This is a genomic window from Staphylococcus sp. Y174-1 (assembly GCF_049897865.1).
In the GTDB taxonomy this organism is placed as follows: Bacteria; Bacillota; Bacilli; order Staphylococcales; family Staphylococcaceae; genus Staphylococcus; species Staphylococcus saprophyticus.
On sequence record NZ_JAFCXB010000002.1, the window covers coordinates 530,715 to 544,579 of the forward strand.

Annotated in this window: 10 protein-coding genes; 4 read left to right on the plus strand and 6 right to left on the minus strand. The window is 35.8% G+C overall.

Going from position 1 to position 13,865, the window contains the following annotated elements:
* Window positions 1-154: 154 nt before the first annotated feature.
* The gene (betA, locus tag ACP7BT_RS09390; RefSeq protein ID WP_041079912.1) at window positions 155-1,837 is read right to left on the minus strand and encodes a choline dehydrogenase; all 1,683 of its coding nucleotides are present in this window, start codon (window positions 1,835-1,837) and stop codon (window positions 155-157) included.
* A gap of 56 nt (window positions 1,838-1,893) precedes the next feature.
* On the minus strand, window positions 1,894-3,387 hold the full coding sequence (gene betB, locus ACP7BT_RS09395) for a betaine-aldehyde dehydrogenase (RefSeq protein WP_041079911.1): 1,494 nt from the start codon (window positions 3,385-3,387) through the stop codon (window positions 1,894-1,896).
* Between the two features lie 202 nt (window positions 3,388-3,589).
* On the opposite strand from betB, the gene cudC reads away from it, so the two are divergent.
* Window positions 3,590-4,150 carry a choline uptake/conversion transcriptional regulator CudC gene (gene cudC / locus ACP7BT_RS09400; RefSeq protein ID WP_002482146.1) on the plus strand — a complete coding sequence of 187 codons (561 nt, stop codon included), beginning with the start codon at window positions 3,590-3,592 and terminating at the stop codon, window positions 4,148-4,150.
* Window positions 4,151-4,319: 169 nt separating this feature from the next.
* Here cudC and ACP7BT_RS09405 read toward each other — a convergent pair whose 3' ends face one another.
* Window positions 4,320-5,942 carry a BCCT family transporter gene (locus tag ACP7BT_RS09405; RefSeq protein WP_041079909.1) on the minus strand — a complete coding sequence of 541 codons (1,623 nt, stop codon included), beginning with the start codon at window positions 5,940-5,942 and terminating at the stop codon, window positions 4,320-4,322.
* 484 nt (window positions 5,943-6,426) lie between these two features.
* Here ACP7BT_RS09405 and ACP7BT_RS09410 point away from each other — a divergent pair, with 484 nt between their 5' ends.
* The 3 genes from ACP7BT_RS09410 (at window position 6,427) to ACP7BT_RS09420 (ending at window position 9,353) form a co-directional block, all read left to right on the plus strand.
* The gene (locus ACP7BT_RS09410) at window positions 6,427-7,149 is read left to right on the plus strand and encodes a class I SAM-dependent methyltransferase (RefSeq protein ID WP_041079908.1); all 723 of its coding nucleotides are present in this window, start codon (window positions 6,427-6,429) and stop codon (window positions 7,147-7,149) included.
* Between the two features lie 127 nt (window positions 7,150-7,276).
* Complete coding sequence (locus ACP7BT_RS09415; protein ID WP_041079907.1) at window positions 7,277-8,167, plus strand: fructose bisphosphate aldolase; 891 nt, start codon at window positions 7,277-7,279, stop codon at window positions 8,165-8,167.
* A 178-nt stretch (window positions 8,168-8,345) separates the two neighbouring features.
* Entirely contained in the window at window positions 8,346-9,353 is a 1,008-nt protein-coding gene (locus ACP7BT_RS09420) for a PTS transporter subunit IIC (protein WP_041079906.1), read from the plus strand.
* A 77-nt stretch (window positions 9,354-9,430) separates the two neighbouring features.
* Here the strand turns inward: ACP7BT_RS09420 and ACP7BT_RS09425 are convergent, their stop codons facing one another.
* The 3 genes from ACP7BT_RS09425 to gabT all read right to left on the minus strand — a co-directional run bounded on the left by ACP7BT_RS09425 (window position 9,431) and on the right by gabT (window position 13,806).
* Window positions 9,431-10,837: an APC family permease gene (locus ACP7BT_RS09425; RefSeq protein WP_002482141.1), complete on the minus strand. Its 1,407-nt coding sequence runs from the start codon at window positions 10,835-10,837 to the stop codon at window positions 9,431-9,433.
* 182 nt (window positions 10,838-11,019) lie between these two features.
* The gene (locus tag ACP7BT_RS09430; protein ID WP_002482140.1) at window positions 11,020-12,399 is read right to left on the minus strand and encodes an NAD-dependent succinate-semialdehyde dehydrogenase; all 1,380 of its coding nucleotides are present in this window, start codon (window positions 12,397-12,399) and stop codon (window positions 11,020-11,022) included.
* A gap of 93 nt (window positions 12,400-12,492) precedes the next feature.
* Entirely contained in the window at window positions 12,493-13,806 is a 1,314-nt protein-coding gene (gene gabT, locus ACP7BT_RS09435) for a 4-aminobutyrate--2-oxoglutarate transaminase (RefSeq protein ID WP_041079905.1), read from the minus strand.
* Between the last annotated feature and the right edge of the window lie 59 nt (window positions 13,807-13,865).

The window sequence follows — 13,865 nt, forward strand, 5'->3', positions numbered from 1 at the left end:
AAAGCTTTAAGTATCAAAAAAGGCAATGTTAGTCGGACGTGCACAAAAAAACTGCCAACAAAGTCTAAGCCTTTGTCGGCAGTCAGAGATAATAACAAATACATGCCTTACCTCTATATCTATTTCATTTATTTTAAAATATCATAATCAAACATTACTTTATAGTACCCGCATCTTTATCATGTACACCATGACGATAGAAATCAATATATTCTGGATCTAATGGTTTTTTACCACGAATGATGTCTGATGCTTTCTCAGCCATCATTAATACAGGTGAATGAATGTTACCATTTGTTGTACGTGGCATAACAGATGCGTCTACAACACGTAGATTTTCCATGCCATGTACTTTGAACGTTTCTGGATCTACGACTGACATTTCATCTGAAGCTGGTCCCATTCTACAGCTACAAGATGGATGCAATGCTGTTTCACCATCGCGTTTTACCCATTCAATAATTTCTTCATCTGTTTGCACTTCAGGTCCAGGAGAGATTTCTCCTCCATTATAAGGGTCTAATGCTTTTTGGCCTAAGATATTTCTAGCTACTTTAATTGCTTCCACCCATTCACGTTTATCTTCTTCTGTAGATAAGTAGTTAAACACAAAATCTGGCTTAACAAATGGATCTTTTGATTTGATTTTTAAATGTCCACGAGAATTTGAGTACATTGGTCCTACATGCACTTGATAACCATGTGCAGCTGGCGCTTTCGTACCATCGTATCTTACCGCAATTGGTAAGAAGTGGAACATTAAGTTTGGATAATCTACATCTTCATTTGAACGTACAAAGCCACCACCTTCGAAATGGTTTGATGCTGCAGCACCTTTACGTCCGAAAATCCATTGTAATCCTATGAATGGCATTTTTAATTTATTTAAACTTGGTTGCATTGAAACAGGTTCTTTACATGCATGTTGCACATAAACTTCTAAATGGTCTTCAAAATTTTCACCAACACCTGGTAAGTGAATACGTGGTTCAATACCTAATGAACGTAAATGTTCTGAATCACCGATACCTGATAATTGTAGTAATTGCGGGGAGTTAATTGCACCACCTGATAGGATAACCTCTTTCGCATTTACTGTATGTTCTCTACCATTTTTCTTAAATGTAACACCCGTTACTTTGTTACCTTCAAAATTTAATTTCGTCACAAATGCACGTGTTTGCACTTCTAAATTCTTACGTTTCATCGCTGGATGTAAATATGCTCTAGATGCAGAAACACGACGACCATTATGTACTTGACTATCAAATGGTCCAAATCCTTCTTGACGGAATCCATTTACATCTGGTGTTTTATTATAACCTGCTTCAACACCTGCATCGAAGAAAGCCTGGAATAACGGATTATCAGCTGGACCTCTTCTTAGTTTAATTGGTCCGTGATGTCCACGGAATTGATCATCTTTTGTTGCACCGAATGTTTTTTCTAAGCGTTTAAAATACGGTAAACAATGTGCGTAATCCCATGAATCCATGCCTTCAGGCTTCGCCCATTTTTCATAGTCCATTGGGTTACCTCTTTGATAAATCATACCGTTAATCGAACTTGAACCACCTAGAACTTTACCACGTGCATGACCGACTTTACGTCCATCCATATGTGGCTCAGGTGTCGTTTCATAAATCCAATCGTATAATTTATTTCCAGCTGGATACATTAATGCTGCAGGCATCTGTATTAATAAGTCCCATGGATAATCACTACGTCCAGCTTCCAATACAAGTACGTTATTCGATACATCTTCACTTATACGGCTACCAAGTACTGACCCAGCACTTCCACCACCTATAATGATATAATCGTATGATTGCTTCATTGTGATACTGCCTCCTCTAATTTATATACGTTCATTCTCTTATTTAAAAATCTATATTATGCTTTACCAAACCAATTAACTGGTTCTGGGTTTGTATTACGTAATATATGTTTCTCTACTTGATATTCAGCTAGACCTTCTTTACCAAGCTCTCTACCAATACCGGATTGTTTATAGCCGCCCCAAGGTGCTTGAGCAAAGTATGGATGGAAATCATTAATCCAAACTGTTCCCATCTTCAATTTATTAACGACGCGTTCAGCTTTGCCTATATCTTGTGTAAAGACACCGCCAGCCAGACCGTAAATGGAATCGTTCGCAAGTTCTATGGCTTCTGCTTCAGTTGAAAAACCTTCAATTGTTACAACTGGTCCAAATACTTCCTCTTGAACAATTCTCATAGAAGTATCACAGTTTGTAATTACAGTTGGTTCAAAGAAGAACCCATCTTGTAGGTCTTCACGTTCAGGACGTTTACCACCAATAGCAATCGTTGCATTTTCAGCTTTTGCAATTTCCATATAATTTTCAATTTTTTCTCTATGTTCAGCTGAAATCACAGGTCCCATTTCCGTTTCTGAGTCAAAACCATTACCTAATTTAATATTTTTAACTCTTTCAATAAGGGCTGCTTCGAATTTTTCTTTAATATCGTTATGCACGATAATTCTTGCGCCAGCAGAGCATACTTGACCTGCATGGAAGAATCCGCCATTTAATGCTTGATCTACTGCTAAGTCAAAATCGGCATCGTCAAAAATGACATTTGGGTTTTTACCGCCAAGTTCTAACGCTACATCTGTAACATGATCTGCTGCTTGTTTCATAATGTGTTTACCAGTTTTTATGCCACCAGTAAATGACACTAAATCCACTTCTTTATGTGCAGATAACGGTTCACCAACTTCAGATCCTTTTCCTAATACTAAATTAATCACACCTTTAGGGAAGCCAACTTCTTCCATTAATTCAAATACACGAATTGTTGTTAACGGCGTGATTTCACTTGGTTTCATAACAAGCGAACAACCTGTTGCCAATGCAGGTGCAAGTTTCCATGAAGCTTGCAGTAAAGGATAATTCCACGGCGTAATTTGAGTTACAACTCCAATCGGTTCTTTTATTACTTTGCTTTCTGTATTTGGGATTGGAGAATCTATCAATTCTCCACCATCTTTATCTGCCAAACCTGCAAAATAGTTAAATACGTTCGCAATATCATTCATATCTGCGTAAGATTCTTCTAATGTTTTACCTGTATCTAATGTTTCAAGTCTCGCTAATTCTTCACGATGTGTCACAATTAAATCGGCAATAGCACGTACTTTTTTGCCTCTATTTTCACTTGTTTCTAATGACCATTCACCTTTTTCAAAAGCACGACGTGCAGCTAATATCGCACGTTCACTATCCTCATCAGTACCTTCTGCTACTTCAAATATGACTTCTTGGTTAAATGGATTAATAATTTTTCTTGTTGCTTGATTCGAGCTATCTACCCACTCACCATCAATGTATTGACGACGAGACAATTGATTTACAAGTTCCATTAAAATTACCTCCGTTAAGTTTGTTAAATTTTTATTTAACTAATTTTATAGAGTTTATGTTAGCATAGTAAACGAAAGCGTGTCAAACCAGTTCAAATTTCAATTGGCTCATAACTTCAGAAACAAAGCGCTACTTAAATTCTGTTCGTTAACCTGCTATAATTTGAATTCACAATAAAATATTTGGTCGGAGGTGTACTACATGGCACATTCAAACAACCCTGAACATCAATTAGACGAAGCAAAAGATATTGTTATCAATGCGATTGGTGAAACAATGGATTTATATGGTATCAACAGAAGTGTTGGTAATTTATTTGGTACTATGCTCTTCGAAGATAGCATGACACTCGATGAGATGCGTGAACAATTACAAATGAGTAAACCAAGCATGAGTGCTGGGGTCAAAAGACTCCAAGAATTTGATATCGTTAAGCAACAATTTACACGCGGTAGTAGAAAACAACATTTTATTGCAGAAAAAGATTTCTTTAACTTCTTTAGCAATTTCTTTACACGCAAATGGCGTCGGGAAATCGTAATTAATGCCGAAGCTGTCCATGATGCCGTTGCGATACTAAACAAAATTATTAATGACGAAAGTACAGATGCCGCTATTAAAACTGAGGCAAACGAAACGAAACAGCAACTCATCGACACGTTACCTTATTACGAATGGTTAGATCATTTAAGTGATGCATTGGAAAGCGGAGAAATATTTAAATACTTCCCAATACCTGAAAATAATTACAAAGAAGATTAAATATGTGTAAGATAGTTAGCCCAAAATCAACAGAATTTCAAAAAGCGTCCGTGTGAAGTTAAATTTCAAACGGTCGCTTTTTTATTTAACAAATAAGCATGACAATTCAACCTTAAGTTAAAGCATAAAAAAGCTGAGACATCGTACTTGTCTCAGCTTTTATTTAAAATTACAAATTATCATCTTCTTTTTGTTCTCTAACTTGTGTGATACGCAATGAACGTCGCTCGACCTCTCTATACTTGTCTGCCCGACTTTCTAGTTTAAGTCGGTCCTCATTAAGTGTCCGCATAAATGCGACCATCATCATAACAAAGACTACAAGTACTGGCACACTCGCCAATAAGGCTGCTGTTTTCAGTACTTCTAACGCTCTCTCGCCACCGACTAACATAAGCGCAAATGGTAATAAACATAACGCAAACGCCCAATAAAGACGGTTTACTTTTAATGGTTCACCAATTACTTTTTTCTGAGATGCTGCTGCTAAGATATATGATCCAGAATCAAATGTTGTCGCTAAGAACAGCAATGCCGAAAGCATAAATAATACAATGATAATATTATGGAACGGTAATTGATGCAATACCTCTATGATTGTAGCTTCCGTACCATGTGTATTCAGATTTTGGATCACATCAAATTGTCCACTAATTTGTAAAAACACAGCATAGTTACCAAAAATACCGAAGAACAACATACATCCTAATGTACCATAGATAATTGTACCTAAAACTACTTCTTTTAACGTACGACCTTTGGAAATACGTGCGATAAACAATCCAATAAATGGTGCATAAACAATCCACCATGACCAATAGAATATTGTCCACTGTTGTGGGAAGTTCGTTTCTTTACGGCCACCAATACCGCCAAATGGTTCTAGCCAAGTAGCCATTTCGAAAAAGTTCTTAATCATATTACCCATACTTGTAATTGTCGTTTCCATAATAAATACCGTTGGTCCAACAATTAACACAAATCCAAGTAATACAAATGACAAAATAACGTTCCAATCACTTAATACTTTTATACCTTTTTTCAATCCAGAATATGAACTATAAGCAAAGATAGCAGTTACTAAAAACAGTATCGCACCACGCATTAACATGTTATCACCATCGATACCAGTCAAGCGCTCTATCCCTGCTGTAATCATTGGTACACCAAGTGCTAATGATGTAGCTGCACCACCTAATAATCCAAAAATGAATATAATATCGACAATCTTACCTACAAGACCATCTGTTTGCCCTTTTAATATTGGACGTAACGTTTGGCTTACTTTATAAATAGGTTTCTTCTTCACGAATAATAAGTAACCAATACACAGCGCTGGTAGTACAAAGGTCGCCCATGCAATCGGTCCCCAATGGAACATACCATACATCGTTGCATAATTAAGCGCACTATCTGTCATACCTTTACCACCATGTGGCGGATCTTGATAATAGAATGCCCACTCGATAATACCCCAATATAGAATATCAGACGCAATACCGGCACAAAACAGCATGGCAGCCCAACTAAAATTATTAAACTCGGGCTTATCTGTCGCTTTACCTAAAGTTACATTACCGTACTTACCAAAGGCTATGTATAAAACAAATATTAAAATAGCGAGTCCGATAAGCAAATAAACTGAACCTAATGCACTAGAAACGGCATCGTTCATTTTAGTAATCACATCTTGACTTGCTTTAGGAAAGACCATCATAGGAATTACTGCAATCAGTAAAATAACCGATGATCCTATAAAGGTCGTCCAATCCATAACTTTATTTTTCTTCATTATTGAACACCCCTGTATTTATTTTTATAACTATGTAAAAGTCGCTAAAAATAGATAAACATTAGCAAAAATATATATTAATTCACAAACATGAGCCTAACGAACTTTAAATAATAATGCAAATTGCATTCAATATTCTGAAATTAATTATATGAATATTTATATAAAACAGAGAATTAATTTCGGATTATAAATCGCTATAATCACAGTGTTAAGTTTAAACTTAATGAAATTAATGAATCTTATAAACTTTATAATATGTATCTTTATTCATTATTTACGTATAAATATTTGTTTTTATTTTTTTGTATTTTCAGAGAAAAAGACTGTTTTTTTATAAAATATCGCATAAAGGTTGTTCGATACATAATTAAATGTATGTCGTTTTTTGTGTGTTTTTAAATAGTCATCACAAACTTTTATACTTAAATATTCTATAATAGTGTAAACAGCAAAATAATTGTAATAAGCGGAGTGAATTTAAATGGAAAAATCAAAGATCATTAATTATTGGGATAAACGTGCTGAATCCTTTAGTAAAAATAAGCTAGCAGAATTAGAAAGTACGCATGCTCAAAAATGGATAGAAGAAATTAATAACATAAACCCGATACAACCTGGTATGAAAATCTTAGATATTGGTACTGGCGCGGGTTTTTTAGCTATTTTATGTGGAAAACTAGGTAGCGATGTCACAGGGATAGATCTTTCTCCTGAAATGATCCAATCAGCAAAACAGAATGCCGAAAGTCATCATCAAGATATTCACTTTCAAGTAATGGATGCTGAATCACTACAATTCAATGATGAAACTTTTGATATGGTTATTTCTCGCAATGTAACGTGGCTACTTCCTAATACAAAGGCAGCATATCAAGAATGGTTACGTGTATTAAAACCTAACGGTAAACTGATTAATATTGATGCCAATTATGGTAACGATTCATTCACTGACTATAAATCCCTGAATACTGAACATGCACACCACACACTCGGCAAAGATATGCTGGCTGAAAGTGAGGCAATCAAACAAAATATACCCATTAATCACCAACCCAGACCTCAAACAGATATGGATATCTTAAAATCATTAGGATTTGATCATATCCATTTAGACACTGAAATTTATTTACGTATGTACTCAGAACAAGATGAATTTTATAACCCAACGCCCATATTTTTAATTTCAGTTACTAAATCATATTAGCTACAGAAAAAATTTTTTATTAAAGACACAATTTCCAATATATTTTATCGTAAAAAGAGCCTACAGCTTGCGTTATTTTTTAATTTTTATCATACTATAAGAGAATATAGTAAAAGGAGTGGTAAGAATGAATCAAGAACAATTTGACAAAGTAAAAAATGGAAAAGGCTTCATTGCTGCATTAGACCAAAGTGGTGGTAGTACACCTAAAGCGTTACGTGACTACGGCGTTACAGAAGATCAATATGGCAGTGAAGACGAAATGTTCAAACTCGTTCATGACATGCGTACACGTATCGTGTCGTCACCATCATTTAGTTCAGATAAAATTGTAGGTGCGATTCTGTTCGAACAAACAATGGACCGCGAAGTAGAAGGCAAACATACAGCGGACTATCTAGCTGATAAAGGTGTTGTACCTTTCTTAAAAATAGATAAAGGTTTAGATGAACAAAAAGATGGCGTTCAATTAATGAAACCTATGCCTGAGCTAGATGACTTACTAAATCGTGCAAATAAACATAAAATTTTCGGTACTAAAATGCGTTCTAATATCTTAGAACTAAATAAAGACGGTATTGATTTAGTTGTTAAACAACAGTTTGATATAGCTAAACAAATTATTGCAGCTGGTTTAGTTCCAATTATTGAACCTGAAGTTAATATTAATGCTGAAAACAAAGAAGAGATTGAAGCATACTTAACTGATTCAATTTTAGAAGAACTAAACAAACTCAACGATGATCAACTTGTAATGCTTAAAGTAACTATCCCTACAAAAGCAAATCAATATCAATCATTAATCAACCATCCAAACGTTGTACGTGTCGTTGCGTTATCTGGTGGCTATAGCAGAGAACATGCAAATGAAGTACTTAAACAAAATAAAGATTTAATCGCTAGCTTCTCTCGTGCATTAATCAATGATTTAAATGTGAACCAATCTGATGAAGAATTCGACAAAATTTTAGGCGAAACAGTTGAATCTATCTATGATGCTTCTGTAAACAAAAATTAATCTATCCTAATACATTTAAATACAATTACAACACTGTCAGTGCGTTTCGATACGCACTGACAGTTTTTATTTTATGATTGTGAAAAAAATCCCAATATAGTCTAGCCAACTTCACTAACTATCTATATACTAATATTAATTTATGAAATAATTTAATTAAAAATAAGGAGATTACTTAATGAAAAATCATTTGCATAGGTGGGTTATTGAAGCATTAAGTTTTATGGCTTTGGGTTTGTTTGGCTCTTTAATTATTGGACTTATCTTAGAAACTATTGGCAATCAAACACTCATTCCACAAATAGATTTATCGTTTTTATCAGAAATTGGTAAGGTCGCAATGTCAGTTACCGGTGCTGCTATTGGGGTAGCAATTGCTTATGGATTAGGCGCTAAACCTCTAGTTATTTTTTCGTGTGTTATCGTTGGCACACTAGGTTATACGACGTTTGGAGGCGGTGCAGTTGGTGCCTATATTGCTACACTCATCGTCGTAGAATTAAGTAGATTTTATGCAAGCAAGACTAAAATCGATATCATTGTTACGCCCTTACTTACGATTGTTATCGGGGGCGCTATCGCAAAACTTTTTGGACCTGCGTTAAATGAGTTTATGACTGGGTTAGGTAAAGTTATCATTGTCGCAACTGAACAACAACCGTTGATAATGGGAATTTTAGTATCTGTCATCTTTGGTTTAGCACTTACTGCGCCAATTTCAAGTGCAGCACTTGCACTCATGCTTGATTTAAGTGGTTTAGCTGCTGGTGCAGCAACGATAGGCTGTGCGGCGCAAATGGTAGGCTTTGCTGTAAATGGCTATAAGGATAATGGTTGGAGTGGTATTTTATCTATTGGTATTGGTACAAGTATGCTACAAGTCCCAAATATCATTAAACATCCCATGATCTTAGTACCTCCAACAATAGCAAGTGCAGTTGTTGCTCCAGTTATGACAACTCTATTTCCTATGACAAATAATGCCGCTGGTGCAGGTATGGGTACAAGTGGTTTAATTGGCCAAATTATGACGATTAATACCATGGGTGGTTCACTTCAAACCTGGCTATTAATTATAATCTTCCATATTATATTGCCTGCAGTCATTAGCTTTGCTTTATATAAGTATTTCTTTAAAAAACAGTGGATTATGCCAGGCGATCAACTTATCCATGTCGCTAACTAGTTCAATAACATAACTATTTTCATTAAAAACAGCCGTGCCAGTTAAATTAAACTGACACGGCTGTTTTATATAAAGTGTTACTGATAATCTGATTGCTTGTCTCCTTGTATTGATACATAGGCATCTTCTGTTGTCTTTCTTTTTTGAGTTAAATAAAGTACACCTGCAATCAAATACCAAACTAATACAATTAACCACTCTGATGGCCAAGCTAACGATGACGGCATACCCGGTAAATAAATCACGATAAACAATATGCTCAAAATAACCGCAATGATACCAACAATTTGTCCGTTTTTAATACGGTAAGGACGTTCTAAATTAGGATGCGTTTTGCGTAACTTAAGAAATGAAATTGCAACCAGTAAATAACCTAGAACAACACCAATACCGCCTGCATTAACAATCCACGAAAGTGCTGGTCTTCCTAACAGCGGTGCTACAAAAGCGAGTACACCTAGAAATAAAATACCGTGCGTAGGCGTTTTAAATTTCGGGTGGATATAGGCAAACCATTGTGGAATCATTTTATTTTTAGCCATTGCATACAATATTCTACTTCCACCAATAATAAATGCATTCCAACTGGTGATAATTCCGGCGACACCACCGAGTACAAGTAACACACCAAATCCACTATGACCGAACAGATTAACCATTGCATCCGCCGTTGCTAAACTACTCGTGTTCAGTGCTGAAGGTGAAAGTCCTGTGGCTACCCCAAATACAATCAATAAATAAAATATAACAGAAGCAATGATTGATAATATTAAAATGCCACCAATCTTTTTAGAAGGTGCTTTCACCTCTTCAGCAATTTGTGGAATGACATCAAATCCTACAAATAAAAATGGAATCATCATCAATACGGACATGGTTCCGCCAACACCATTCTCGAAAGGTTTTAAATTACTAAAGTTGCCATTGAATCCAGCACCAAATACAAGCAACAAGCCCACTGCTACAATAAAGATAGTGAACACAGTCTGCATGATGGCTGCTGGTTTTACGCCGAAATAATTCAGTGATGTTAATACAATACTACCAATTGAACCAATTAATACCCATGTTAAATAGACATCCCAACCAGCGATATTCCACATAAAACCATGATGTTTAAAAGGAATGACGTAATCGATGACTGTGGGCAAAGCAACCGCTTCAAATGTAATTACGGATACATATCCAAAAAGTACGGACCAACCAGAAATGAATGCAATACCAGGAGAAAAAGCCTTTTTAACAAATACAAATCCTCCGCCAGTTTCCGGAATAGCTGATGCAAGCTCTGCGTATGTAAGGCCTATAACAATAACTAATAATCCACCAATTAAAAAAGCGACAATACTTCCGATAAATCCAGCTGCTGATACCCATTCTCCTGACAAGACTACCCATCCCCATCCAAGCATGGCACCAATAGCTAGAAATAAAACATCAACTATATTCATTGATTTATTAAATTGTGATTTTTGTGATTTCATTGAACATACCCCATAACATTTTCAATAACGTCAATTAAAGTTGAGAAGCGCGCAGCGTAGCGTTGTATTTATTTCACTTTAATAAACGGCGCCCTATCATATGTGATTAACCAATCGCTTTCCCAATCTTTAATTGACTGATTTTATATTTTCTTTAAGATTTGGTTTATCCTAATGCATTTTTATTCTTGTATAGAAAGATACTTCGTTTCTAAATAAGGTTCTATGCCTTCTACGCCACCTTCTCTACCATAACCACTTTCTTTCAAACCACCAAATGGTGCATGTGCAGCAGATGGTCCACCATCGTTCCAACCAATCACACCATATTCCAGTTCATTAAAGAGTTTTAATCCAGTTCGATAATCATTCGTGAAGAAATATGAAGCTAAGCCAAATTCTGTGTCATTTGCTATGTTAATCACTTCATCTAAATCACTATATGTCATCACTGGCGCAACTGGTCCAAACGTTTCTTCATGCATTGCTTTCATATCTAAATTTGCATTCGTAATGACTACCGGTTTTAAGAAATTACCGCCCAATGCTTGAATATCTTCAATACTACGTGATAGTTGCCCACCTTTTTCTTGCGCATCTTTGATGTGTGTTAACACTTTTTCTACAGCTTGATTGTCAATGAGTGGTCCAATTTTAACCTCTTCTTTCAAGCCATCACCTACAGATAATGCATGCACTTTTTCTATTAATTTTTCGTTATATGCCTCGGCGATATCTTCGTGAACATAGATTCTGTTTGCACATATACAAGTTTGTCCTGCATTTCTAAACTTCGAAGCAATCGTACCGTCTACTGCCGCTTCAATGTCTGCATCATTATGAACGATAAGCGGTGCTAAGCCACCTAGCTCCATCGTCACATTTTTAACTTGTTGCGCAGATGATTCAATTAATGATTTACCAACAGCAGTCGATCCAGTGAATGTCACTTTACTAATCAAACTATGATTTGTGAAAATGTCCCCTGCGTCTTTACCTGAAGCAATAATGTAGGAGATAGCATCTTTTGGAAAACCCGCTTGATGTGCAAGTTCCACAAGTTTAATCGTTGTCAGTGGCGTTTTAACTGCTGGTTTACAAATGATTGTACATCCTGCTGCCAATGCTGGTGCCATCTTACGCGTAATCATTGCTGCTGGGAAGTTCCACGGTGTAATCGCGCCTACGACACCTACTGGAAATTTATCTATAACAATTTTTTTCGAAGGTGAATTAGCTGGTATCGTACGACCATATACACGTTTTGCTTCTTCGGCATACCATTTGACGTATGAGTTCGCATAAGCTACTTCACCTTTTGCCTCTGCCAGTGGCTTACCTCCTTCTAATGTAATCAGACGTGCAAGTTCGTCTTGATGATCATCAATTAATTGAGCCCATTGCGCTAATTTCGCTGAACGTTCGTGCGCATCGACCTTCTTCCAGTTTTGAAATGCTTGATGTGCTTGTTTAATTTGATGATTAATTTGTTCATGCGTAGCATAATCTAAACGCTCTAAAACTTCATTAGTAGCTGGATTAATTACTTCTAACTTTGTCATGGTAACGACCCCTTTTTAAATATAATTATAAAAGCCCTTTCATTTATCCATACCCTTTCCGCTTATAAAATATATAATAATGTTACTTATTCATTAATTCGTTTGCTTTTCAATAGCCTTTTCAAATACTTCTGTTAATATATTTAGACCTTTGTTTAATTCTTGATCTGTAATAACTAATGGTGGTAAGAAACGAATCACATTGCCTTTAATACCAGCCGATAATAATAATAAGCCTTTTTCGTTTGCAGTTTTAATAATCTTATCTGTTAACGCTTTGTCAGGTTCACCAGTTTCCGGATCAACGACTTCAAATGCAACCATAGCCCCTAAACGACGAATAGCTTTAACTTGCTCATAATCTTGTCTCAATGCTGTTAAATATGTTTCTAGTTGATGACCGAGTTGTTCCGCTTTTCCATTTAAATCTTCATTTTCTATGATTTCAATCACTTTAAGTGCAGCTTCACATGCTAATGGATTTCCAGCATACGTACCGCCCAATTCTCCTGGTGATGCGCTATCAACGATTTCTTTTCTACCAACGACACCACTTAAAGGGAATCCAGCAGCCAATGATTTAGAAACCGTAATTAAATCTGGTTCAACATCAAAGTGTTCTATCGCAAATGTTTTACCTGTTCTAGCAAAGCCACTTTGAATTTCATCTGCTACAAAGACAATGCCATTATCTTCACAAATTTGTTTAACGGCTTTTACAAACTGGATATCAGGTATGATAAAACCGCCTTCTCCTTGAACAGGTTCCATGACGATACATGCTACTTCACTCGGATCCACCGTTTCGATAAAGAAATCATGTAACTTATTGATTATATGTTGTGTGTAAAGTTCATCTGATAAGTCTTCAGATTTTTCAGAAATATTAGGGTATGGTGCTTGATAAACTTCCGGAGCGAATGGTCCAAAACCTAATTTATATGGTTTCACCTTACTCGTCATAGACATGGTTAGATTCGTTCTACCATGGAATCCTCTTACAAATGAGACTACGGCTTGTCTTCCCGTATATTTTCTTGCAATTTTAACGGCATTTTCTACAGCTTCTGCACCTGAGTTAAGCAAAATTGATTTTTTGTCAAAATGACCAGGTGTAATTTCCGTTAATTTTTGCGCTAAATTTAAATAACTTTCATACATAATGACATTAAAACCGGGATGTATAAATTTATCCAATTGTGCTTTCAAGTGTTTCGTAATTTCTGGGTGGGAATGTCCGACATTCAAAGTACCAATGGCACCAGCAAAATCAATGAACACATTACCTTCGACGTCTTTAACGGTTGCACTTTGTGCCTCGTCCGCTACATGTAAATTTCCGTTTCCTACTCCACGAGCTACATATTTTTCACGTTGCGTTTTATAATATTCATATTTCTCCGACATAATGAAACCTCCTAGTTTTAAACATTTTCATTGATTGTCTAGAAATTTAAAATATTATT

Bases quoted from the DNA above. Each gene is read 5' to 3' on its own strand.
- betA (WP_041079912.1), bottom strand. From the start codon at position 1,837: ATGAAGCAATCATACGATTATATCATTATAGGTGGTGGAAGTGCTGGG.
- betB (WP_041079911.1), bottom strand. From the start codon at position 3,387: ATGGAACTTGTAAATCAATTGTCTCGTCGTCAATACATTGATGGTGAG.
- cudC (WP_002482146.1), top strand. From the start codon at position 3,590: ATGGCACATTCAAACAACCCTGAACATCAATTAGACGAAGCAAAAGAT.
- ACP7BT_RS09405 (WP_041079909.1), bottom strand. From the start codon at position 5,942: ATGAAGAAAAATAAAGTTATGGATTGGACGACCTTTATAGGATCATCG.
- ACP7BT_RS09410 (WP_041079908.1), top strand. From the start codon at position 6,427: ATGGAAAAATCAAAGATCATTAATTATTGGGATAAACGTGCTGAATCC.
- ACP7BT_RS09415 (WP_041079907.1), top strand. From the start codon at position 7,277: ATGAATCAAGAACAATTTGACAAAGTAAAAAATGGAAAAGGCTTCATT.
- ACP7BT_RS09420 (WP_041079906.1), top strand. From the start codon at position 8,346: ATGAAAAATCATTTGCATAGGTGGGTTATTGAAGCATTAAGTTTTATG.
- ACP7BT_RS09425 (WP_002482141.1), bottom strand. From the start codon at position 10,837: ATGAAATCACAAAAATCACAATTTAATAAATCAATGAATATAGTTGAT.
- ACP7BT_RS09430 (WP_002482140.1), bottom strand. From the start codon at position 12,399: ATGACAAAGTTAGAAGTAATTAATCCAGCTACTAATGAAGTTTTAGAG.
- gabT (WP_041079905.1), bottom strand. From the start codon at position 13,806: ATGTCGGAGAAATATGAATATTATAAAACGCAACGTGAAAAATATGTA.